This is a genomic window from Moraxella boevrei DSM 14165, from assembly GCF_000379845.1.
GTDB lineage: Bacteria > Pseudomonadota > Gammaproteobacteria > Pseudomonadales > Moraxellaceae > Faucicola > Faucicola boevrei.
On the sequence record NZ_KB903809.1, the window covers coordinates 47,108 to 72,614 of the forward strand.

Sequence of the window (25,507 nt, forward strand, 5' to 3'; positions counted from 1 at the left end):
TTTTATACTAATAAGACGTTTATTCAAAGATCATTTCTATATTAATCGTGTTAATTTTTAATTAAAACTTAACAAAATTGATGATTTCTTGGTAAAAAATTTACAAAATTTGGCTACTTTAGTAACCCATTTCATTATAAAATATACGGCGGTTTAAAATTTAGGTGTAGAAAAGTAGGTAATAGCATTTATGCGAATATTTTTTTTGGCAGTGACGTTTATTTTGTTGCAAACCATGACTTACGGCGTGGCTCGTGGGCTACAGTGGTTGGCGGGCGATTGGTTTGGGATAGCGGGTAAACGTTGGCTGATGATTGGGCTGTTTGTATTCAGTAATGCGTTATTGGCGTTTGCGATAATTGGTTTTTCCAAAGTCGGTTTTCGGCTGTTAATGACGTGGCAAGCCTTATTATGGTTTTTTATCATGGCAATTTTAGCGACAGGTTTGATAAATATGTTGCTTAATCAATTTGTGAGCCAATTTTACCATTCGTTAATGTATCAAAATTTTGGTGTGAGAATTTTAATCATCGGTATTTTTTTGGCGATAATTGTCCAATCGGTGTACAATGCCTACACGCCGACTGTGCGTTATCTGAAAATCACCCCCAATCAATCCTTAGCAAAACCGATGCGAATTGCCATGGTGGCGGATTTGCATTTGGGATTTTTGGTGGGTAATCGGCAACTTGATAAACTGACAAAGATTATGCAAAGCGAAAAACCGGAACTTTTGTTGATAGCTGGGGATGTGCTTGACGATGATACCGAATATTATGAACGAGAAAATATGCATCCAAGCATGACAAAACTCGTGCAAAGCCTACCGCTTGGTGTGTATGCGACGTTTGGCAATCATGATGTATTTGGGCATGAAAACCAAATCGTTACTGCTTTACAACAAGCAGGCGTCACCATGTTGATTGATGAAACGCTAAAAGTTGATGAGCGTTTGTATTTGGTTGGGCGATTAGATGATATGATAAAAATGCGTAAGCCGACTGCCAATTTATTGCCACAAACCATTGATAAACCTGTGATTTTGCTTGACCACCGACCCAGTCAAATTGACGAAAATGTCAAGCTCCCCATTGATTTACAAGTCTCTGGGCATACCCATAATGGGCAAGTTTTCCCCGCCAATTTTATTGTCAAATACTTAAATACAGTCGCTTATGGGCATAAACGGATTAATGATACTGACGTGTTAGTGACATCAGGTTTTGGTTTTTGGGGCGTTCCGTTTCGCTTGGGCTCACAATCGGAAGTTTGGATAATTGATTTACAGCCAAAATCTTAACTCAAAATTGTAAAAAACAGGATTAATTGTGAACTAATATTTATGATTGAATTCAATTGTATTTAACATGGCTGCCAATTCATAACGGATTTCATTAATGGTCATGGACTTATCTTGTTGCAAGGTATAACTCAAATTACTGAGCATAAAGGTCGCATACGCATGACCTTGATAATCTAAATTGCCCAATCCTTGATTATTTTTGGCAAATTCAATGTACTTTTGTTTAATCATTTGGTACATATCATCATAAAGGTGTAATTCATCGGTTTTGATTTGCCAAAGTGCTAAAATTTTCGGTTTTTCTCGCTCAATAAAGGCAACAAAGGTCAATAAAAACGCATCTAAATCGCTATTTTCAGGTAAGCTAAAGCGTTGATTTAACAAACTTTCATAGTTTTTTTTAAACTCATTCACCATTTTTTCAGCAAGGGCTTGTTTGCTTAGATAATGCCGATAAAAAGTAGAGCGGTTGACAACCGCTTTGTCCAAAATATCTTGCACCGTAATCGCACGATATGGCATGTTACCAAGTAAATCTAAAAAGGCTTGTTCAATGTGTTGGGTGGTCTTTATCACACGCAAATCGGTCATGACATATTTTCCTATTTTACGGTTATTTGGTTAAATTTTAAGCAAAACCATTATAAAAATCAACAAAAATTGGTTATTGTTGAGTTTACCAGCAACATTATTGTATTTTTTGACGTATTATGCAACAGTTATGTTGAAATTTTTGTAAATTTTGCCCAAAATAATGCTAAAAATGGCGTTAGGTTAAACACAAAAGTATTAGCAGACAGTCAGCGAAGGCGTCATTTATATATTGAACAAAGCCATTCATGCTGATCCTGTTAAACCTAAGGCTGTTACCTTTCAACAAGCTTGGGACGAACGGTGTTTATTTTAATTTAGTTTTCACTATAATTAAGAAAAAATAAATAAATTTAATATTTTTTTTGAATAAAAACTATTTGATATCGCTAAGCTGTTGCAACTGTTGGCAATAATCGTCATCATCAATAATGATACCGTTTATTTTGTACCAATTTGGTTTAGCTTGGATTTTTTCCAATAATCGCTCAATATTGACCGCTTTATCGGTTGGATTGGGATAAAAATCCTGATAAAATCGTGGCTCAATTAACGCACGAAATGCCACGATATCATCTTTTAGCCTGACCTTAAACCCACGTTTTAACACTTCATCACGCAGTTGAAAATAACGTTTTTCAATAAACTCAAGCTTATCATAAAAAAACAACACATGACCTGTACCCATGCGATAAGTCGGTGGGATTTTTTTAAGAATATCGGCAGTGGGGTATTTTTCGCACGCTTGTTTGACAAGGGCAAAAATACGGGTAATCTCTCGGTATTCAGCAAATAAATGTTGGTCAGTTAGTTCTTGTACGTCAATCACATTAATACGGGTCATGGGATTATCAACTTATTTTAAAAAAACTTGATAGCCAAGATTATCGGTAATATTTTCACATTCATAACCGATATTTTGCAAGGTGTTTTGCAAGGTTTCGGCAGTTTGTTCACCCATTTGAATACCTGCCAAAATCCGCCCTTCTGCTGCCCCATGATTGCGATAGTGGAATAAAGAAATATTAAAATCTTGTCCCAATTTTTCTAAAAAGTTTAACAATGCCATCGGACGCTCTGGGAACATAATGCGGAATAATTGCTCATCGCTCAAATTGGCATGACCGCCAATCAAATAGCGAATATGGGTTTTTGCTACTTCGTCATCGGTCAAATCTACCACTTGATAGCCGTTATCGGTTAATAAGTGCAAAATCGCTTGCCGCTCTTTTTCCCCTTCTTTTAGGGCAATACCGACAAAAATATGGGCAAATTTTTCAGGACTGTTGTGTAACCGATAGTTAAACTCGGTGATATTGCGACCTTTTAGGCTACGGCAAAAGTCCAAAAATGCCCCTGTTTTTTCAGGAATGGTAACGGCAAAAATCGCTTCTTTTTTCTCGCCAATTTCGGTACGCTCGGCAATATAACGCAAACGGTCAAAATTCATATTTGCACCGCACAAAATTGCCACGCAATTTTTGCCTGTTAATTGGTGTGTTTGGAGATATTTTTTCATGCCTGCCACCGCCAACGCCCCTGCAGGCTCAACAATACTGCGTGTGTCTTCATACACGTCTTTTAAGGCGGAACAGACTTCGTCATTGCTACAAGTTACAACGTCTGGCTCAACAACTTTGCCAGAGTTATCGCTTTTGTGCAAATTGACAATTTCAAATGGTAATTCGCCCAATTGTGCCACCGCCACGCCGTCCACAAATAGCCCAACTTGGGGCAAGCGTTGTCGCTCGCCTGTTTCTAAGGCAAGTTTTAAACAACAAGCATCTTCGGGCTCAACAGCAACCACTTTGACGTGTGGGGCAACTTCACCCAAAAATGCTGAAATCCCTGCAATCAACCCACCACCGCCCACAGCGACAAACACATAATCCATTTTTCGCCATTGTTGTACAAGCTCCATCGCAATCGTGCCTTGCCCTGCAATGACCAATTCATCATCATAAGGCGGAATAAAGGTTAATCCTTCATTTTTGGCACGTTCAATGGCATAACGGTTAGACTCATCAAAACTATCGCCATGTAGCACCACATTTCCGCCCAGTGCTTTAACCGCACTGACTTTGATATCTGGCGTGGTGGTGGGCATGACGATGACATTTTTTAGCTTTAATTGACTGGCAGAATAGGCAACACCCTGAGCATGATTGCCTGCAGATGCACAGATAACCCCTTGTGCTTGCTCGTGTTTTGACAACTGGCTAATGCGGTTATATGCCCCACGCAGTTTAAAGGAAAATACAGGTTGCAAGTCTTCTCGTTTAAAACGGATATCATTGCCAAAACGTAGGCTTAATTTTTTGGCAGGTTCAAGCGGTGTTTGGATAGCAGCATCATAGACGGTTGCTTGTAGGATTAGACGGACATAATGCGATAACATGGTAATTCCTTTCATGCAAATAGTAAACCTATTAGCTTAGGGCTTTTTAGCCATGCTTGCAAGTTTTTTTCGCACAAATCATGAGAAAAATTGTTTGCCTATGCCAATTTATCGGTTATCGGTGGCTTTTTTCATATTTTGCCGTGATTTTCATGCCATTTTGTGAAAAAGTTTGCTAAAATATCACAAATTTGTTACCAAAAGGGCATTCTTTCACATGACAACTCAACAACAATTAAAACAAGCGGTTGCCGAACACGCATTAACCTACATTGAAGATGGCATGATTTTGGGCGTTGGTACAGGCAGTACTGTAAACTGCTTAATTGACTTATTACCAAAATTAAAAATAAAAGGGGCGGTCGCAAGTTCTAATGCTACCGCTGAACGCCTTGCTAAACTGGGGATTGAGGTGTTGGATTTAAATATGACAGGTGAGCTTGATTTATACATTGACGGTGCGGACGAAGTCAATGCCAATTTACAACTTATCAAAGGTGGTGGCGGTGCTTTAACCAGAGAAAAAATTGTGTGTGCCAGTTCTAAACAATTTATCTGTATGGTTGATGGAAGTAAATGGGTGGAAAAACTGGGGGTCACCTTCCCATTGCCAATTGAAGTATTGCCCCAAGCTCGTTCTTATGTGGCTCGTGAATTGGTAAAAATGGGCGGTGAGCCTGTGTACCGTGAAGGGTTTGTTACCGATTATGGCAATCTGATTTTGGATGTGTACGACCTAGATTTGACAGAACCATTGGTAATGGAACAACGTATGAATAACATCGTGGGCGTGGTGTGTAACGGGATTTTTGCGTATCAAAAAGCCGATAAATTATTAATCGCTCGTCCGAGTGGCGTGGAAATGTTAGAATAATGTTAAACAAATTATTAAATTTCTTAAGACTATGAAATTTATAAAAAATAAGGGGTTTTTGTTGCATTTTTTGAACAAAACACCCTTATATTTTTGCCAAAAAAATCGGTAAAATAGTCAAATTTTTATTATTTTATTTAATTTTGGTTAAAAAGTAGTGAAGTATGAATAAATTTTATTCACAAAACCGTCAATTATTGTGGGCATTATTTGTATTTGTTGGCAGTTTTATACTGTTTAAATCGCCGTGGTTTAGCCGTATCGAGCATATTATTCCGCTTGAGTTATCGTCAGAAACGCTTTATTTGATTAGTTGGAATTTGGCGACCTTGGTGTATTTGGGCATGACATTTTGGATGATTTGGCATACGCAACATGGTCAAATCAAGCGTCGTACCAAAAATGAATACGAACGTAAACGCATTATGCTGATTACCACAATTTTATCGAGTATTAACTGCGTGGTGTCGGTGGTGCGAGAGCTTGGTTCGTCCGACCGTTGGAGTGATACGCAGATTGGATTTCACGTTGGTTTGGCGATTACCACTGTGATTTTGTCGTGGTTTTTTATTCACACCTTATTTGCGTTATATTACGCCCATTATTATTATCATGCTGAGCATGACGATGATTTTCCGCTAGATTTTCCGCACGATTCGCACCCCGACTATTATGATTTTTTGTATTTTTCCTATGGTATTGGTGTGTCGGGGCAAGCATCAGATGTATCATTTACCACCAAAGTGGTGCGACGTATCGGCACGGTGCATTCGGTGCTAACCTTTTTTTATAACACGGCGATTTTGGCGTTAATGATTGAAATGGCGGCGAGCTTTTTGCGTTAAACGTTTTTACGTTACAAAATCGTATTTTCTCACAATTATACCAGTCTGCGTTCGTGGTGAGCCTGTCAAAATACAACGTTAACCAAAACTTTGACAAGCTCAGAGCGAACAGCTCCTTTTTTTATTAAAGCTAAATGGAATAATTGGCTATCAAAAAATTTGTGAAAACCCTTTTAAAAAGGTTCTAAAATATGTTATTGTTAAAGTTTAGACTGTTTTAAAAAAGGGAAAACCCCATGCCAACCGTTTTGCCAACCCCTGAAGCTATCAACGTTTTACAACGGGCAAGCCAATTTGGATTTCAACTTTGGCAAAATAAACCAACCGTTGCCCAGTCTTTTATCAAAAGTTATCCGCTTAATCAAACCCTAAATGAGCAAGTTATTAAAGATTTAATCCAAGATTATACCCTTGATGATGAGTGCTGTATTGCAGATGAAATCAGCGTGATGAAAGGCTTGCGAACCTTGCGTAACTTAATGATGTTACGTTGGATTTGGCAAGATGCACTAAGGCTAATTTCATTAGAACAATTAACATGGGAACTAAGCCATTTTGCCGATGAGTGTTTAATTTTTGCCAAAAGTTATGTTTATCAAACCTTAATTCAAAAGTATGGCGAACCGCATTTTTACGATACCAAAAATCGCTTGCAAAAAGATGATTTAGCCATTATTGCCATGGGAAAAATGGGGGCTAAAGAGTTAAATTTATCCAGTGATATTGATTTGATTTTTGTGCATCAAGGGCAGGGCGAAACGGACGGCAAAAAATGTATTGATACCAAAGTTTTTATGAAAAAATGGGGGCAAGGTATTATTGAGTTGCTAGACAAGCCGACCCAAGACGGTTTTGTTTTTCGCATTGATATGCGATTGCGTCCGTGGGGCGATGGTAGTGATTTGGCGATACATTTGTCGGCGTTAGAAAAATATTTTGCCCAACATGGGCGTGCGTGGGAACGCTTTGCATGGCTAAAAGCTCGGATTGTCAATTGCATTGATTTTACAGACAATTTACAACAGCTTATTCAGCCGTTTGTGTTTCGTTATTATGTGGACTATAGTGCATTTTCCGCCTTGCGAGAGATGAAGTCGCTGATTGAAAACCAAGTGACCCAACGCCAAGACACCGATAATATTAAACTTGGGGCAGGGGGTATTCGGGATATTGAATTTATTGTGCAGTCGTTTCAGCTCATTTATGGTGGGCGAGTATTGCCCTTAAAAGTCAAAAATTGTTTACAAGCGATGCAAAAGTTGCATGAATTGGACTATTTGGATGCGCAAACTTATGAAAATTTAGCCAATGCCTATCGGTTTTTACGCCGTTTGGAACACGGTATTCAGGCAATTCATGATGAACAAACCCAACGTTTGCCGAGTGACCCAGTTTGGCAACAAAATTTAGCCAATGTGTTAGGGTTTGATGATTGGATGGCATTATTAACCTGTTTAAATCAACATCGGTTACTGGTAAAAGTACCGTTTGACAACCTTGTTACTGAACGCAAACACCCTGTCGCTGTTGTGGAAATCAAACATGACCAAAATTTAGAACAATTATCCACACGTTTAACCGAAGAAAATCAACAAAAATTGACAAATTTTTGGCAAAGTAATTTGGTAAAAAAACTTAGCGATGAAGCCAAAAATCGCTTAGATACGGCTTATCCGTTACTAGTGTACGCTTTGTTACAAGTGGATAAAACGGTAGCGAATGTGGCGTTGCCACGTTTGTTAAATTTGCTTGAGTCGGTCAGTCGCCGTTCTATTTATCTGGTAATGCTGAGCGAAAATCCACACGCTACCGCCAAACTCATTCCGATGTTGGCATCTAGTCCATGGATTGCCACCGAATTGGCAAATCATCCTGTGTTGTTGGATTCGTTTTTGCGTGAAAAATACCGACATTTGCCGAATAAAGATGAGCTAGCCGATATTTTACGCCAACAGTTACTAAGGGTTGAGCCTAATGATGAAGAAGGGCTACTCAATGCCTTTCGTTTTTTTAAAAAAACCCAAGTATTGGCAGTTGCTAGTAGTGATATTTTGGCGGAACGACCCTTGATGAAAGTGTCGGACTCTTTGACCTTTATTGCAGAAGTGGTGCTAGAAAAAGCATTGGAGCGGGTATTTGCTGATTTGGTGAAAAAACACGGCTATCCGCTCAATATCCAAGGCGAGCCTGTCAATGCCAATCAAAATGGCTTTGCGGTGATTGGCTACGGCAAACTTGGTGGATTGGAGATGAGTTATAGCTCGGATTTGGACTTGGTGTTTTTGCATGACATTGACGAGCAGGCGATGACGATTGGCGATAAACCGATTAGCGGAATGCAGTTTGCAAGTCGTTTGGCACAGCGGTTGATGAATTATCTCTCTACCCAAACTCGGGACGGGCGAGCCTATGAAATTGATATGCGACTGCGTCCGTCAGGGCAAGCGGGCATGCTTGTGGTCTCGTGCCATGCCTATCTGCTATACCAAGAGCAAAAAGCGTGGGCATGGGAACATCAAGCCTTGGTACGAGCAAGGGCGATTTGTGGTGACAAGCAAGTTATGGCAAAATTTAACACTATTCGCCGAAAAATTCTGTGTATGCCACGAGAGCTAAATGCGGTGCGGATTGACGTGGGCGAAATGCGACACAAAATGCAAGACCACCTTGGCACGAAAAAACACATGAAACAACAAGGCAAATTTCACCTAAAACAAGATGCAGGTGGCATGGTGGATATTGAATTTATGGCACAGTTTGCCGTGCTTGCCTATGCCAGCGACTATCCAGAACTTGCGGTGTGGAGCGATAATGTGCGGATTTTTGAAGAACTTGGCAAAACAGGCTTGGTGGATAAGGCGATTTGCGAACGTTTGATCGAATGTTATTTGAGCTTGCGTGCCAAAACCCATACCTTGGCATTAGCGGAACAATCTACCGTCGTAGATGACAGTGGTTGGCATGAACTGCGGATATTTGTTGATGAGCAATGGCAAATGCTGATTGGGCAACGCCCTGAAGCACTTTGATTTTTAACATTATTTTAGTATAGATAAATAAAATTTTAAGAAAAAATGATATAGTAAAGACAACGGCTAGCATTTTTAAATTATGCAGTTTTGGTAATAAAAAATGTAGGTGATTTTAAACATATTAATGGTATAATGATTGAAAATTGGTTTGATTAATGGATTTGTATTCCTGAAAATTTGGTTAAGGCTAAAAATTTTTCTATATAAATGGTGTAAATGTGAAAATCTTTACTTTATACAAAACTTTTATTTTGATAAAATGGTAAAAACAAAAAATTTAGTTTAAAAAGAATTTAACGAAAAAACTTTAACAAAGAAACAAGAAGGTAACTCATATGGCAACAATCCCAACCATGGCAGACCGTGACGGTGTAATCTGGAAAGACGGCGAATTAATTGACTGGCGTGAAGCCAAAATCCACGTTTTAACCCATACCTTGCATTACGGCATGGGCGTGTTTGAAGGCGTGCGAGCTTATAAAACCCATGACGGACGTACCGCAATTTTTCGCCTTGACGACCACACCAAGCGTTTGTTAAATTCGGCAAAAATTTTTCAATTGGAAGTACCTTACGACTTCGCCACGTTTAACCAAGCTCAAAAAGACGTGGTTCGCAAAAATAATTTGGACTCTGCTTACATTCGTCCATTAATTTGGGTTGGTTCAGAAAAACTGGGTATCGCCGCCAAAGACAACACTATTCACGCCATTGTCGCTGCTTGGCAATGGGGTGCGTATCTTGGTGAAGAAGGTATGCAAAAAGGCATTCGTGTCAAAACATCATCTTACACCCACCATATGCCAAACGTTACCATGTGTAAAGCCAAAGCGGTGAGCAATTATCCAGTGTCTATCATGTCAAATCAAGAAGTTACTCGCAATGGCTATGACGAAGCGATTTTAATGGACCCACAAGGCTATGTTTGTCAAGGTTCTGGCGAAAATTTATTTTTGGTAAAAGACGGAGAATTACACACACCAGATTTGTCAGGGGGTGCGTTAGACGGTATCACTCGCCGTACCATTATCCAGTTTGCCAATGATTTGGGTATCAAAGTGCATGAACGCCGTATTACTCGTGATGAGTTTTATTTGGCAGATGAAATCTTTATGACAGGTACTGCCGCCGAAGTTACCCCAATTCGTGAATATGATGACCGTGTGATTGGCTGTGGTGCAAGGGGTGAAATTACCGAAAAATTGCAAACCTTGTTTTTTGATGTGGTGCAAGGTCGCAATGAAAAATACGCTCATTGGTTAAGTTATGTTGATGAATAAATTGTGATAAAGGCATAAAAACGTCAGTAATTTGATTTATTGGCGTTTTTTATTGATATGTTAAAGGTTATTAAGAAAATCTGTGATAAAATCGTCGTGTTAAAAACGTTTGTGATACAATAATCTAACGGATAAAGTTACCACGACTTTATTTATGATAAAAAAAACTATATTTATTGGTCTAAACAATATGAGTGAAATTGAATTCGTATTAGATAATGGAACAACTTTTAGTCCATCACACAATGACACACAACCTATTGAAAATCATCATTATCTATATCTTGCCATTTCTGATAATGGTGGTTTTTTTACAATCGGTGATACACTAAATTGTGGAGAAGTTATTCAAGATTTAAATAGAACAAAATTTGCTCATTACAATGATTGGACACTTGTATTTTCAGCAACTTTTTTTGAAGCTGATAAATTGGTGGCATATCTAAAATGGTTTTTTGAAGATGAGTTAGTTTTTGACGATACTTTTGATGTGGATATTCATAAATTTTTATCAAAAATTTTTGCCCATCAAATTATAGAAAAATTTCATAATAAAGAACATATTAACAGGTTTAGAGTTGCAAAAGGTTGGTATTTAAAGTATGGAAATATGATTGAAGTATTGAATAAAGAGAGTGAGCAAAATCTTTACCAAAATTGGAAAAATCAATATATTCAAACACATGAAACTACTGCTGAACTACAGACAGATATTAACTTACCAATGCAAAAAATTATTGATAAACAAAATTTAATGTATCAAGAATTAGATTTATTAAAACATAAATTGGCTAACCTAATTAACCAACCAACAAAAACTGTGATTGTTCAAGAAACTAAGGAAATAACTGAGTATAAAGATAATTTAAATGCTTTATATAGATATAGACGAATTTTAGTTTTAGAACATCAAATAAAAGAAATCATCAATATTCAAGAAAATACAGACATAAATTTAGCTGATAAGATAGATAAACTAATTGATGAAAAGCTAAGTTTAATTGAATTTACTGATGAACATGAACAGCCAAAATATTTTCGGTTTATTATGGGTTTAGTAGTTCTTATGTTTATATTAACTGTTGCATATTTTCTATTTAAACCTTAACAAAAAAATCACAATTTATTGATACTATTAAAGAAATAAGTATATGATAAAAAATCCAACAACTCCAAAACCAATTATGGCAAAAGACCGTTTTTTTCTAAAAAAACGCTTTAGTGAACTGAAAAAACTTGACAAAGACAACCCAAACTACCAAAGCCTTACCGAAAAATACCAATTGCAACTAGAAAAATCACAACAACAAGTCCAAGCTCGCCTTGACAGTTTGCCGACCATTCACCTAAACGAAGACTTACCTGTTAGCTCTCAAGCCCAAACCTTAATCAAAGCCATTCAAGACAACCAAGTCATCATCGTGGCAGGCGAGACAGGCTCAGGCAAAACCACCCAATTGCCAAAAATCGCCATGCTGGCAGGACGTGGCATTACAGGGCAAATCGGACACACCCAGCCCAGACGACTAGCAGCCAGAAGCGTGGCAAACCGAATCGCAGAAGAATTGGGCGAAAATTTGGGTAAAACCGTTAGTTTTAAAGTACGATTTAGTGAAAAAGGTTCGGCAAATTCCATTGTCAAGCTGATGACGGACGGCATTTTGCTTGCTGAACTCGCCCATGACCGTTTTTTAAGCCGTTACGATACCATTATCATTGACGAAGCCCACGAACGTAGCTTAAACATTGATTTTATCATGGGTTATCTAAAAAAATTATTACCAAAACGCCCAGATTTAAAGGTCATTATCACGTCTGCCACCCTTGATACCGAGCGGTTTAGCCAATATTTTGCTACCTTTGACAAAAAAAGCAAACAAAAGAAAAATGCCCCAGTATTTATTGTGGAAGGTCGCAGTTATCCTGTGGAAGTGCGTTACCGTCCTTTGACTGATGAGATTGTTAAAAGTGCTGATGATGATAATTTTGATGATGTGGAAGAAAATTTGCCACGAGCCATTATCCAAGCGGTGAACGAATGTTATCAAGATGCGAGCGAAAAAGGTCATGCTGAACAAGCTGATATTTTGATTTTTACCGCAACTGAAGCCCAAATTCACGATTTAACGGATATTTTACAACAATATGTCAATCAAGGACAATTTCGCCATACCCAAATTTTGCCGTTATTTGCAAGACAAAGTTTTGCTGAACAACAACAAATTTTTCACCCCACAGGTGGAAGACGCATTATCATTGCCACCAACGTGGCAGAAACATCTTTGACCGTTCCCAACATTCGTTATGTGATTGATTTGGGTTTTGCTCGGATTTCTCGCTATGATTATCGTTCAAGGGTGCAACGGTTGCCCATAGAAGCGATTAGCCAGTCCGCCAGTAATCAGCGAAAAGGGCGTTGCGGACGGGTGTCGGCGGGCGTGTGTATTCGTTTGTATAGTGAAGGAGATTTTAACAGTCGCCCAGAATTTACCGAGCCTGAAATTTTGCGAACCAATTTGGCAAGTGTGATTTTGCAAATGGCAAATTTGGGCTTAGGCGATGTGTCGGATTTTGATTTTATTGAACCGCCAGACGGTCGTTTGGTGAATGACGGTTATAAATTATTGACTGAATTGGGGGCGATTAGCGATAAAAATGCGTTAAAAACTGATAAAAATAACCGCCATAAAAAAGCACAAAAGCCCAATATGTTAACGCCAATCGGTCAAAATATGGCAAAAATGCCGATAGACCCACGTTTAGCCAGAATGCTGATAGCAGGGGAACAGTTTGGCTGTTTGCGAGAATTATTGGTGATTGTCTCCGCTTTATCGGTGCAAGACCCTCGAGAACGCCCAAGCGACAAACAGACCCAAGCCGACCAAAAACACGCCTTATTTCGCCAAGCGGACAGTGATTTTTTATTTTATATCAGTCTTTGGCAAGCGATTTTTGGTTCACTTTGGCAAAAAAGTATTGAAAATGATGAACAAATCCTTGCCCCAAGTCCATATCAAGACAATCATGGCAAACTTAGCAATAGCCAACGCAAATCGTTTGCTAAAAAACATTTTTTAAGCTCACCACGTTTGCGAGAATGGCAACAAACCCATGAACAATTAAAACAGATGGTGCAAGATTTGGGTTTAACAATCAATGATGAACCTGCCAGTTTTGCCCCCATTCACCGAGCGTTATTGACTGGGCTTTTGTCATTTATTGCCCAAAAATCCAATGACACCGATATCAATTCATCAGGCAAAGCGGTGAAAAATAAACGTGGCGAATATTTGCTCGCTCGTCAGCATAAAGCAAAAATTTTCCCGTCTAGTGTGTTGTTTAAACAAAATCCTGATTGGGTGATGGCGTTTGAAATCGTGCAAACATCGCAAGTATTTATGCGAAATTTGGCAAAAATTGAACCTGAATGGATTTTGGCAGGAGCAGGCGATTTACTAAAATACCATTATTTTGAACCGCATTGGTCGGTAAAAACGGGTCATATCAAGGCGTATGCCCAAATAAGTCTGTTTGGTTTAATTGTGGTTCATAAACAGTTAATGAATTATGAACATATCAACCGAGACGAAGCTCACGATATTTTTATCCGAGATGCCCTGATTTTGGGTAATCTGTTTCCCAAAGATAAACAACCGCCATTTTTGCAACACAATATCGCCAAAGTTGCTGATGTGTCCTTGATTGAAGACAAATTACGCAGACGAGATTTATTGGTTGATGAAGAAGTGTTGTATCAATTTTATGCCAACCGAGTGCCTGTGCATATCGCTAGCCGAAAAGCATTTGAAGATTGGCGAAAAGAAATTGAAAAAAACGACCCTAAGTATTTGTTTTTTAGTGATAAAGATGTTTTAACGGATACCGCACCGACCACAAAAGCCTTCCCCGAAACGTGGCAACTGGGAGCGTTAAAACTGCCGTTAAGCTATGTGTTTGACCCTGCCAGCGATGATGACGGCGTAACCATTAAAGTGCCGTTAATTGCTCTGCCACAGTTGGATGCTGTGGAATTGTTATGGGGGATTAAAGGTTGGCGTTATGAATTGGTGTTACAATTATTAAAAAGTTTACCGAAAGAAATTCGCCGTCAAATCGTGCCAATTCCTGACACAGCCCAACAAATTTTTGAAAATTTAGCAAAAAATCATCAAACAGGTCTGCTCAACCAACTAAGCCAAGCCCTAAATAGTATGGGTGTGCGTGGACAAAATAATCAGCTCATTGAACCCAAACATTTTAACGCCAAAGCCATTGACAGTTATTTGCAACCACAAATTGCCATTGTTGATGATAAAAATCGGCTGATTGAAAAAGGGAGAGATATTGACCTGTTAAAACAACGGCATCAAGTGGCGACCAGTCAGGCGGTGTGTAGCTCTAAGGGCTTGCACGATGAATTTCCGCAACATTTTGATTTTATCCAAAATAAACACAGTGCAGGCGTGTTGATTAAACAATTTTCTGCCCTTGTTGTGGAAAGTGAACAACGAGAAAAAGTGTCTATTCATCATTTTACCGACATATATTCGGCAATCAACGCCCACTATCAAGGCGTGTTGGCGTTAATGCGTAATGAACTTGGGGCAAAAGCCAAACAATTGACCAGTCAAATTGATAAAAGTTTTAAGTTAGCATTTGCACCACTTGGCGATTTGGAAAAATTAAAAAAACTGGTGATTGATGCGACTTTAGATGCAACTTTTGTACAGTTTTCGCCCAATTTTGACCATGATACTGTGCCAGTTGGACAAAAAATCATGGATAAATATAAACAATTATTTGCTAAATTGCCATTAAATCAGACAGAATTTGAGAAAAGTAAGCAGATTGTATTAAGCAATTTTTTATTAACAGGGCAGACTGTGTTAAGGCAATTACAAGATATTTATCAGACTTGGCAACAAATTCGGCAAAGACTGCTCATGCTTGACCGAGATATTTTTGAAGAAAATATTGATGATATTGAAGACCAACTTGATGATTTGCAGTTATCGGATTTTATTTATCGTATGGATTATGCCCATTGGCAACAATATCCCAGATATTTACAGGCATTGTTGGTGCGATTAGAACGGTTGGAGCATAATCTGGATACAGACCTTGACGGTGTGTATCAGTTGGATAAACATATGGAGCGACTGGCAAATCGTGCCAATGACGCAAAAATTGCTGATTATCGTTGGCTAGTGGAAGAATTTCGCATACAATTGTTCGCTCAGCCAATGAAAACCAAATCACCTGTATCGGACAAACGTTTGGAAAAGTTGTGGGAGATGGCGAATGGGTAGGTGGTTTTGATCATTGTGGGTTGGGGGAAATTTTGCTAATATTTAGCTAGTGATATGATTTTAAAGGCTTTATAAAAAATGAAAATATCTTACAATGAGTTTACTAGTAGTTAGTTGTTTGCTAGTAGGCTGGACACAAAATTTTACAGTTATAGATACAAAAGACTTTAAAAAAATCATTAATGTATATATTTCGCTATTCAATTTTTATGGACTTAATCCAACACAACCAAATGAGATTTGTGAGTATCAAGTAAGTAGGTAAATTGCATTGCTGTCAATCATTTAAAGTCTGGTCAGATAGTCACTGGGCTAGCGGGTAAAATAAATAGACAAGATTTAATATTACGGGGCAGTCTTTTTTCTGGTGCAAAAAATTCTGCAGAAGACTGTAATATGTAAAATTCCCAATGCTACAGTGTTATATTGGTTTTAACTCTATCTTAAAAAGTACTTATTAAAATAAAGAATTTAAGATGTTAATTCTTGGGTATCTTAGCAATTATTGAGATTAAAATAAAAAATACCGCCAATTGACGGTATTTTTCAGTTTGGTTTAACAAAAAACGCTTATTTAATACGCATATCGCCAGTCTCAACAAATCTTTGATGCCAAGACAAGGCTTCTAGCAAGATATGTGGGGTATGTACGCCACCATTTTTCGCACTTAACGCTTCAGCACGCTCATAATAATCACGGAGCATATCACGGTAATCAGGGTGTGAACAGTTTTCAATGATGAGTTTAGCACGCTGTTTTGGTGATTTACCACGTAAATCCGCCATGCCTTGTTCGGTAACGATAAACATCACATCATGTTCGGTGTGGTCGTGGTGGCTGACCATTGGCACGATTGACGAGATTGCTCCACCTTTCGCGGTTGATGGACTCACATAGAACGAGAAGAAGCCGTTACGGGTAAAGTCGCCCGAACCACCGATACCGTTCATCATTTTTGTACCCATGACGTGCGTTGAGTTCACATTACCATAGATGTCCGCCTCAATCATCGCATTCATACCGATGACACCAAGACGGCGAATGATTTCTGGGTTGTTACTGATTTCCATTGGGCGAAGGATGAGCTTATCACGCAAGAATTCAATGTTGTCGTTAAAGCGTTGTAATGCGTCTGGGCTAAATGACAGAGCAGTCGCTGATGCATATTTCATTTTCTTGGCAAGGATAAGGTCAAGCATACCGTCTTGTAATACTTCGGTGTAGCCTACCAAATCTTCAAAAGGTGCGTCCAAAAGACCCGCCATTACTGCGTTGGCAACGTTACCCACGCCTGATTGAAGTGGAAGTAAGCTCTTTGGCAAACGCCCTGCTTTTACTTCATGGTCTAAAAAGTCAATGATTTGAGCAGCGATTTTCATTGACGTTTCGTCAGGGTCAGCAAACTTAGAGTTACGGTCGCCACCGTTGGTTAGTACAATCGCCACGATTTTATCGGCAGGGCATTTCATATATGGCGAACCAATACGGTCAAACGCACCAACTAATGGAATTGGTTTGCGAAATGGGGGTAAGCCCACTTCGTCATACACATCGTGCATACCTTCTAAGCCTGCGTTTTGGGCGGTGTTCACTTCTACGATAACTTTTTCAGCGTTTTTAATTGCTTCTACTGCGTGTCCAATACCCATTGCAAAAATCAGATCACCCTCTTCGGTAATGCCTGATGCTTCAACAATCGCAATGTCAAATTTGCCATAAAAACCTTGGCGCATTTGCTGTTCAACGTGTGATAGGTGCATATCTTGGTAAGCGGTTTTGCCTGCGTTGATATTATTACGCAAAGTTGGGTCAGATTGGAATGGTGAACGGAATGTGATTGCGTTGGCTTCTGCCAATACGCCATCACATTCTGGAGCAGTTGATGCCCCTGTTACCATACCAATGCCGAAAGATTCGCCTTTGGCATGGGCTTCTTTGGCTTTGTTGGCGATGGCGGTTGGTAAAGCTTTTGGATAACCTGCACCTGTAAAGCCAGTAATGGCAAGGTTCATACCGTCCTTGACAAACTCAGCTGCCTGCTCGGCAGTCATAATTTTGCTTCGTAATCCTTCGTGTCTGATACGCTCGTGTGCGTTAGTCATCGTGCTCTCCTGATTATCAGAATGTTAAAGAAAACTAAAATTTAATTTGTTAAAAATCATCAGAAATTTTAACAATAAAAATTTTAACAATGTTGCGAAAGTCATTCACTTGATAAATTCATACAAATTATCAAGGTAAAAACTTTGTCTAATATAGCTAAACTTAACGTATTTGACAAGTTTTTTTTGCTAAAACTCGCATTTTAGTTGTTAAACAGCGATGAGCGTGCAATCGCTCGCCAACCGATGTCACGGCGGTATTGCTTGCCTTCAAAGTTGATAGCTTCGCACGCTGTTAAGGTTTTTTCTTGGGCGTTTTTAATAGTGTCGGCAAGGGCGGTGACACATAGCACACGACCACCTGCAGTGACGATCTCGCCCTTATCATTTTCTTTGGTACCTGCGTGGAATACTTTAATGTCTTGCCCAAAGTCTTGATTTAGACCTGTAATCACATCGCCATTGCTTGAGTTTTCAGGATAGCCATGACTTGCTAACACCACGCCTAATGCCACACGGCTATCCCAATCAGCGGACTTTGGCAAATTACCCTTTAGACCGCTCTCAATCAATGCCACCAAAGACGATTGCAACCGCATCATGATTGGCTGGGTTTCTGGGTCGCCAAATCGGCAGTTAAACTCAATCACATAAGGGTCGCCTTTATCATCAATCATCAGCCCTGCATACAAAAATCCTGTATAAGGCGTGCCGTTTTCTTTCATGGCATTGACAACTGGGCGAATGACTCGCTCGATGACTTTATCGTGTACCTCTTGGGTTACGACAGGAGCAGGGCTGTACGCACCCATTCCGCCTGTGTTTAGCCCTGTGTCACCTTCGCCACTGCGTTTGTGGTCTTGGCTCGTCGCCATGGGCAAAATATTATTACCGTCAATCATACAGATAAATGACGCTTCTTCACCCTGTAAAAACTGCTCAATCACCACCCGACTGCCTGCATCGCCAAATTTATTGCCAGAGAGCATATCACGCACAGCATCAAGCGCTTCGTCTTCGTTCATGGCGACAATCACACCTTTGCCAGCGGCAAGTCCGTCGGCTTTAATCACGATTGGCGTGCCGTTTTCTTTAATATAATCAATCGCTTGATTTTCATCGCTAAAGGTCTGATAGTTGGCGGTGGGGATATTATGTTTCATCATAAAATCCTTGGCAAAAGCCTTTGAGCCTTCTAACTGGGCACAATAGGCGGTAGGTCCCCATGCTTTAATATTTGCCTTGGTTAAATCATCAACAAGACCTGCGACAAGCGGTGCTTCAGGTCCAACAAGCACAAATTCAATGCTATTGTTTTGGCAAAAGTCAATCAATTTGGTGTGATTTTTGACATCTAGGTCAACGTTAGTCAGTTTGTTTTCGGTTGCGGTGCCTGCATTGCCTGTAGCGACAAATACGGTTTTGACTTTGTCGTCTTGAGCGATTTTCCACGCTAGGGCGTGTTCTCGTCCGCCTGTGCCAATGACTAAAATATTCATAAAGTTTTCCTAATAAAGTTGTGAAAAATTAAATATCACAAAAATTGTATCTACATCAAACCAATAGGTATATAGGCTGATTTTAATAAAAATATTAACACACCAATTACACCCCACAAAACTGGTTATGCCACCGCATTATACAATATTTTTTGCTGATGTCATAGCAAGTTTGGCGTATAATAGCCAGTTTTAACAGGTAATCATCATGCAAAATCATTTTATCATTGGCGTGGACGAGGTTGGTCGTGGACCATTACTCGGCGATGTCGTCATCTCAGCGGTTTGTTTTTCTAACAACATTTTAACCAGTAAAACTGACATTTACGAGGCGGACGAAGTTGCCATCATACCAAATCATGCTTTATCAGCTTTGACCGACTCAAAAAAACTATCTGAAAAAAAACGTAACTTACTTTTTCCAATCATACAACAACAAGCAACTGCCTATAGTATTATCAAAATCCCACCCAGTAAAATTGATGAAATTAACATTTTGCAAGCCACTTTACTGGGCATGAAAATGGCGATTGAGCAGACCATTGAAAAGTTACTATTAATAGACAATCAAGCCAAATTTAGCATTTTTGTAGATGGTAATAAATTACCAAATCTTGATAATGCCATCATTTTAGAAAAAATTTACTGTTTTCAAGCAGTGATACAAGGCGATAGCAAACACGCCTGTATTAGTGGGGCAAGCGTATTGGCAAAGGTGGTGCGAGATAGGGATGTGGTGGCAATGGATAAACAATATCCGCAGTATGGTTTGGCAAAACATAAAGGCTATCCAACGGCAGTACATTTGCAAGCGATTGAAAAATATGGGGTTTTACCCGAGCATCGCCGAAGCTTCGCACCTATTAAAAATCAATTAAGTAAAAATAACTAACCAAAAAAATTAGTTTAGTTTTAAATTAAATAAAGCCAAACTTCACCTTTTCCACTTCTTTTTCTTTATACGCCATGTTGTCAAGGTTGGTTAACTCTGCCAACGAATGTGGTTTATCCACGGTCTCGGTTTTGCCAATAGACTGTAGATAGGCGTTAGCTTTTTCTACCGACAATTCTTTAAACTTATGTTCAGCAATTAAGCGACCTTTGCGGAGTAAAGCTTGGTCAATTTTGGAAATATCCGAGTTAAAAGTACAAATAAACTGACATTCTAGCACGTCCGACAGCATACCGTCCGCAATGTTTAAGATAGACGACACCACATCGGTATTGGCATTATCAACGGTGCGTTCGGCGATGTAGTTTTCACAGTCTTCTAGCACCAGTACTGAATTTTTGTTATCCACCAATAGCGACATAAACTCAGGGTTTGTCAGATAGCCAATCATGTTGGTTGGAACAAATACGAATTTTTTGTTCGGCACTTGACTGGTTAACCATTTGATATAATTGGTTTTTCCTGAACCTGCGATACCATGCAGTAACACCACGCCTTTATTTTCGTGGGTCAGACTTTCTTTGATATGCTGATGTATCGGTAAAAACTCATCGTCATACATGGTATCAAGATTAATCGGAAACGGCTTGATACGGTGCGTTTTAAAGGTAAAGCCGTGCGGTTCTTTAAACAAAATTGATACTTTGGCTTCGTCAGACACATATTTTTGCAGATACTCATCAAAAATATGACGGATATTTTCAGGCGATTTTGGGTTAATGGACTCGTAATATACGCTGGTTACTTTTAACAAGCCCGACTCAAAAATATACTCATCATATTCATTGGACAAATCTTCATTGGTTAACAAAAAAACTTCGTATTTTGGGTGAAAATAACACATTTCACGCTCATATAGCACGTTGTTTTTGTGCGAATATGCCAAGGTATGAAAGTCAGTGCAACGTTCAAAGTCTTTTAACTTTTCCTTTAAAATAACCATTTCAAAATTACCCACATGAATGCCTGGAAAAAGATCATCAAGTAGACTTTCAAACGGATTGTATTTGCTATTGTAACGCCGTATATCGTCAACAAGTTCAATCGGATAGGGCGAATTGTTATCGTCTGACGTTAAAATTTTGCGTGGCTGATAATATTTGGATTCTAAAATTTTCATAAAATAATCTATTAAGTATTAGTTTTTAAAATGATCAACCAATTCTGGTAAATCACCGTAAAACACGCCGATGCCTACACCTTTGTACCCGTGGTTGGCTAACGACACACTAGACACAGGAATTACAGGTAAATTACTTAAGCCGTATTCTCGCTCCAAAATATTGGCAAAGTAGCTGGTTAAATGGTCAAAACCTGCGTCTGCAAGGTACACGAAAGCATTGTCATTTTTGATTAATTGTTGAACGTTTTCTGCCATTTTGCGTAAGGTTGGGTCAATTTTACGCACTTTTTCGGTGGCTACAATATAACCTTCTTGGTTGACTTCCATGATTGGTTTAATGTCAAATAAATTGGCAAAGAAGCTCGCTGGTGCGGATAATTTGCGGGCTTTAGTAATATAACTTAAATCACTTAAAGTAAAGAAAAAAGCACTATGGTCACGGATATAGTCCAAACGACGTGTCACTTCGGCAATGTTTTTACCTTGACGGAGCATCGAGTCGGCTTCGTACGCCATTGCCCCTTCGGTTAAGTTTAGGTTAAGACTGTCGTAAACATAAATGTTCATTTTACCGTCAAAGGCACGGCGACAGTTTTGGATAGTTTCGTAAGTATCACTAAATTTTGACGATAAGGTACACACAAATAAGGTCTGATAACCTTTGGCGTGCAAGTCTTTAAAGATGGCGTTAATTTCGGCTTCGGTTGGTGGTGACGTTTTTGCTAACGCACTGGGTGACGTTTGCATAATGTGGGTCAATGATGCAGGATTAATGTTTTTGCCGTCCAGAAAATCCACATTATTAATATTTAAATGTAACGGAATACTTTGTATATTTTGTGTTAAATTTAAATTAGCTAAGCAAGATGAAGACGTACTTAAAACAAGGTGTTTCATAAGAAAAATTACCCAAAATTAACCGTGAAAAATCCCCTAAAAACAGGGTTTTAAAACTGCTAGTGTAGCCAAAATTTTACAAAGTTGCAATATGTTTGCAAGTTATTTTGAAAAATGATAAAAATAGTTTAAAAAAAGCATCAGAATACTTGATTTTTAGGTGATTTGCGATTTATTATGGTAACTATTTTTAACAAAATGTACAAAAATATTGGAAATTTTTTTTGGACAAATTTTTGCATAAATTATCGAAACGAACTATTGGAAAAATTATGACAAACACCCTTGAAAAACGCACCTTTAATGGCAAAACCATGGTGGTAAAAATCGGTTCATCACTGCTAACCAACAACGGACGAGGGCTTGACCGCACTGCTATTTATGAATGGGCAAAACAAATTGCCCAATTGCAAAATAGCGGCTATCGTATGCTACTTGTGTCGTCAGGGGCAGTGGCAGAAGGTGTGGTACGTATGAACCTTGACGAACGTCCAAAAAAATTGGAAGCCTTACAAGCCTGTGCATCGGTAGGGCAAATGGGTTTGATAGAAACATGGTGGCAGGCGTGTATTCAATACGGCGTGCAAACTTCCCAACTTTTATTGACCCATGATGATTTGGCAAATCGCAATCGTTACTTAAACACTGCCAATACCTTGCACCAACTGCTTGACTGGCGAGTGTTGCCTGTGATTAATGAAAATGATACGGTTAGCGTAGACGAGATAAAGTTTGGCGATAATGACAGCTTGGGGGCTATGGTGGCGAGTATGGTAAAAGCCGATTTGTACATTATTTTGACCGACCAAGACGGTGTATTTACCGATAATCCACGTACCAACCCAAATGCGACCCTTATTCACACCGAGCGAGCCATGGCAGATTATCTGTTTGATATCGCAGGTGATGGTGGAAAACTGGGGCGTGGCGGTATGATAACCAAAATTCGTGCAGGACGTTTATCGGCGATGGGTGGCTGTCCGACTGTGATTGTCAATGGGAGCTATGATGATGTGATTAGCCGTGTGGTGGCGGGCGAGCCGATTGGCACGCTATTAACTACCAATGAAGAAGACAAAAAAATTGCGAAAAAACAATGGCTTGCCGCTCATATTCGTATGGCGGGGCGGTTAATTCTTGATGACGGTGCGGTCAAAGCGATTGTTAAAAATGGTAAAAGCCTGCTACCAATTGGTGTGGTGGAAGTGCAGGGCGACTTTGACGAAGGCGATGTGGTGGAATGCATGGACGCTCAAGGCACGCGTGTGGCGGTCGGTCAAGTGAGTTTTTCTGCCAATCTTGCGAAACAAATGGTGGGAAAACGTAGTCAAGAAATCAGCGAAATTCTAGGCGATAAATTGGGAGAAAAAGCTATTTTGCACCGTGATAATATGGCGATAGTCGTATAATATTAACTCATCTATTGTAACCACACGATCTGTCTGAATATACCAAGCATCACGGCTCGTGTGGTCATTTTAGTACAATGTTATAGTGAAAACTAAGTTGTACTGAACAAGGTCGTTCATGGTGAGCCTGTTAAACCTAAGACCGTTACCCTGCGACAAGCTACAAGCTCAGGGCGAACGGTGCTTATTTTAATTTAGTCTTCACTATAGTATCAGATTTTTCGTATTTTTCACACCGATTTTTAACGGCTAATTAATACTTATATTCATCTGCTTTAAACGGACCATCAATATTCACGCCCAAATAATCGGCTTGCTCTTGGGTGAGTTTGGTCATCATACCACCAAAACCTGCGACCATGGCGGCGGCGACTTCTTCATCAAGTTTTTTTGGCAAAACTTTAACATAAAGATTTTCTTGCTTTTTGTCGGCTGGCAAATCAGCAAATTTTTCTTTGTAAAGATGAATTTGTGCTAACACTTGGTTAGCAAATGAGCCGTCCATAATACGAGACGGATGTCCTGTGGCATTACCCAAATTGACAAGGCGACCTTCACTCAACAAAATCAAATAATCAGACTTGACATTTGAGCGGTACACTTGATGCACTTGTGGTTTGACTTCTACCCATTTCCAATTATCACGCATAAATTGGGTGTCAATTTCGGTGTCAAAATGCCCGATATTGCACACCACCGCCGTTGATTTTAACGCCTTTAACATTTCTGCATTACAAACATGGTAGTTGCCTGTTGTGGTAACTACCAAATCGGTATCTTGAAGCAAAGTGCGATTAACCCCTTGATTTTGTTCACCATTAATAAAGGGTGACACGACTTCATATCCATCCATACAGGCTTGCATCGCACAAATTGGGTCAATTTCGGTTACTCGCACAATCATACCTTCTTGCCGTAGGCTTTGAGCCGAACCTTTACCGACATCGCCATAACCAATCACCAACGCACGGCGACCAGACAATAGCATATCTGTACCACGCTTGATAGCGTCATTCAATGAGTGGCGACAGCCGTATTTGTTGTCGTTTTTGGATTTGGTAACGGCATCATTGACATTAATCGCAGGAACTTTAAGCTCGCCCTTATTTAGCATGTCAATGAGACGATGCACGCCTGTGGTGGTTTCTTCAGAAATACCGTGAATGCGGTCAAGCATTTGTGGGTATTTATTGTGAATTAGGGCGGTCAAATCGCCACCGTCGTCCAAAATCATATTGGCGTCCCAAAGTTCACCGTCTTTGTGGATTTGCTGTTCAAGGCACCATTCGTACTCTGCTTCGGTCTCACCTTTCCATGCAAAAACAGGAATACCAGTCGCTGCAATGGCGGCGGCGGCGTGGTCTTGGGTAGAAAAGATATTGCAAGAAGTCCAGCGAACTTCTGCCCCAAGCTCCACCAAAGTCTCAATCAAAACAGCCGTTTGAATGGTCATATGGATGCAGCCGACAATCTTTGCACCGGCTAGCGGTTGAGTATCTTTGTAGCGTTTACGCAGTCCCATTAGGGCAGGCATTTCGGCTTCGGCAAGTTTAATCTCTTTGCGACCAAAATCGGCAAGAGCGATATCAGCGACTTTATAGTCGGTAAAATTAGACATCTGTCTATTCCTTATAAAGAAGTTAAAAAAAGATAAACAGATGTCGTTGTTTTATAATTATCTTTTTAAATAATTAAACCAAGCCTAATAAGTTATCCCTTTTTTAAAAGAAGATAATTTACTGCAACATCTCTTGGCAACGCTATATTGTAAAAAATTATCCGTCAAAAGTCACCCATTTTTTATTTTTAAACTCTCCATCATAAATATCTTAGCCAACAAATAGTTCTTTTTGACTCAAAATATTCAATACAATTGTGATAAAAAACACACA

General features: G+C 39.3%; 17 protein-coding genes. 9 read left to right on the forward strand and 8 right to left on the reverse strand.

The window, feature by feature from the left end:
- The first annotated feature begins 190 nt into the window (after nucleotides 1–190).
- Complete coding sequence (locus A3G3_RS0110670; protein WP_019520507.1) at nucleotides 191–1,300, forward strand: metallophosphoesterase; 1,110 nt, start codon at nucleotides 191–193, stop codon at nucleotides 1,298–1,300.
- Between the two features lie 33 nt (nucleotides 1,301–1,333).
- Here the strand turns inward: A3G3_RS0110670 and A3G3_RS0110675 are convergent, their stop codons facing one another.
- The 3 genes from A3G3_RS0110675 to ilvA all read right to left on the reverse strand — a co-directional run bounded on the left by A3G3_RS0110675 (nucleotide 1,334) and on the right by ilvA (nucleotide 4,292).
- A complete protein-coding gene (locus tag A3G3_RS0110675; protein ID WP_019520508.1) occupies nucleotides 1,334–1,894 on the reverse strand; it encodes a TetR/AcrR family transcriptional regulator in 561 nt (186 codons plus the stop codon).
- A 376-nt stretch (nucleotides 1,895–2,270) separates the two neighbouring features.
- Nucleotides 2,271–2,738: a pyrimidine dimer DNA glycosylase/endonuclease V gene (locus A3G3_RS0110680; protein ID WP_019520509.1), complete on the reverse strand. Its 468-nt coding sequence runs from the start codon at nucleotides 2,736–2,738 to the stop codon at nucleotides 2,271–2,273.
- 12 nt (nucleotides 2,739–2,750) lie between these two features.
- The gene (gene ilvA, locus A3G3_RS0110685) at nucleotides 2,751–4,292 is read right to left on the reverse strand and encodes a threonine ammonia-lyase, biosynthetic (RefSeq protein WP_019520510.1); all 1,542 of its coding nucleotides are present in this window, start codon (nucleotides 4,290–4,292) and stop codon (nucleotides 2,751–2,753) included.
- A 217-nt stretch (nucleotides 4,293–4,509) separates the two neighbouring features.
- Between ilvA and rpiA the strand changes: the two genes are divergently transcribed.
- The 6 genes from rpiA to hrpA all read left to right on the forward strand — a co-directional run bounded on the left by rpiA (nucleotide 4,510) and on the right by hrpA (nucleotide 15,632).
- Nucleotides 4,510–5,166 (forward strand): ribose-5-phosphate isomerase RpiA, encoded by a 657-nt coding sequence (gene rpiA, locus A3G3_RS0110690; RefSeq protein WP_019520511.1) that lies wholly within the window; start codon nucleotides 4,510–4,512, stop codon nucleotides 5,164–5,166.
- Between the two features lie 164 nt (nucleotides 5,167–5,330).
- Entirely contained in the window at nucleotides 5,331–6,011 is a 681-nt protein-coding gene (locus A3G3_RS0110695; protein WP_019520512.1) for a DUF1345 domain-containing protein, read from the forward strand.
- Nucleotides 6,012–6,247: 236 nt separating this feature from the next.
- Nucleotides 6,248–9,040, forward strand: a complete 2,793-nt coding sequence (glnE, locus tag A3G3_RS0110700; RefSeq protein ID WP_019520513.1) for a bifunctional [glutamate--ammonia ligase]-adenylyl-L-tyrosine phosphorylase/[glutamate--ammonia-ligase] adenylyltransferase — start codon at nucleotides 6,248–6,250, stop codon at nucleotides 9,038–9,040.
- 356 nt (nucleotides 9,041–9,396) lie between these two features.
- The gene (locus A3G3_RS0110705) at nucleotides 9,397–10,323 is read left to right on the forward strand and encodes a branched-chain amino acid transaminase (protein ID WP_407635258.1); all 927 of its coding nucleotides are present in this window, start codon (nucleotides 9,397–9,399) and stop codon (nucleotides 10,321–10,323) included.
- Nucleotides 10,324–10,513: 190 nt separating this feature from the next.
- Nucleotides 10,514–11,431, forward strand: coding sequence for a hypothetical protein (locus tag A3G3_RS0110710; RefSeq protein WP_156802160.1), 918 nt, complete (start codon nucleotides 10,514–10,516; stop codon nucleotides 11,429–11,431).
- Nucleotides 11,432–11,474: 43 nt separating this feature from the next.
- Nucleotides 11,475–15,632, forward strand: a complete 4,158-nt coding sequence (gene hrpA, locus A3G3_RS0110715) for an ATP-dependent RNA helicase HrpA (RefSeq protein WP_019520516.1) — start codon at nucleotides 11,475–11,477, stop codon at nucleotides 15,630–15,632.
- A gap of 570 nt (nucleotides 15,633–16,202) precedes the next feature.
- Here hrpA and A3G3_RS0110720 read toward each other — a convergent pair.
- A complete protein-coding gene (locus tag A3G3_RS0110720) occupies nucleotides 16,203–17,735 on the reverse strand; it encodes an acetyl-CoA hydrolase/transferase family protein (protein WP_019520517.1) in 1,533 nt (510 codons plus the stop codon).
- A 203-nt stretch (nucleotides 17,736–17,938) separates the two neighbouring features.
- Nucleotides 17,939–19,234: a phosphoribosylamine--glycine ligase gene (purD, locus tag A3G3_RS0110725; RefSeq protein WP_019520518.1), complete on the reverse strand. Its 1,296-nt coding sequence runs from the start codon at nucleotides 19,232–19,234 to the stop codon at nucleotides 17,939–17,941.
- A gap of 208 nt (nucleotides 19,235–19,442) precedes the next feature.
- Here purD and A3G3_RS0110730 point away from each other — a divergent pair, with 208 nt between their 5' ends.
- Complete coding sequence (locus tag A3G3_RS0110730) at nucleotides 19,443–20,126, forward strand: ribonuclease HII (RefSeq protein WP_019520519.1); 684 nt, start codon at nucleotides 19,443–19,445, stop codon at nucleotides 20,124–20,126.
- A 25-nt stretch (nucleotides 20,127–20,151) separates the two neighbouring features.
- Here the strand turns inward: A3G3_RS0110730 and A3G3_RS0110735 are convergent, their stop codons facing one another.
- Nucleotides 20,152–21,306, reverse strand: a complete 1,155-nt coding sequence (locus tag A3G3_RS0110735) for an AAA family ATPase (RefSeq protein ID WP_019520520.1) — start codon at nucleotides 21,304–21,306, stop codon at nucleotides 20,152–20,154.
- 18 nt (nucleotides 21,307–21,324) lie between these two features.
- On the reverse strand, nucleotides 21,325–22,206 hold the full coding sequence (locus tag A3G3_RS0110740) for a DegV family protein (protein ID WP_019520521.1): 882 nt from the start codon (nucleotides 22,204–22,206) through the stop codon (nucleotides 21,325–21,327).
- 272 nt (nucleotides 22,207–22,478) lie between these two features.
- Here A3G3_RS0110740 and proB point away from each other — a divergent pair, with 272 nt between their 5' ends.
- The gene (proB, locus tag A3G3_RS0110745) at nucleotides 22,479–23,615 is read left to right on the forward strand and encodes a glutamate 5-kinase (protein ID WP_019520522.1); all 1,137 of its coding nucleotides are present in this window, start codon (nucleotides 22,479–22,481) and stop codon (nucleotides 23,613–23,615) included.
- Between the two features lie 253 nt (nucleotides 23,616–23,868).
- On the opposite strand, the gene ahcY is transcribed toward proB, so the two are convergent.
- A complete protein-coding gene (gene ahcY / locus A3G3_RS0110750; protein WP_019520523.1) occupies nucleotides 23,869–25,233 on the reverse strand; it encodes an adenosylhomocysteinase in 1,365 nt (454 codons plus the stop codon).
- Between the last annotated feature and the right edge of the window lie 274 nt (nucleotides 25,234–25,507).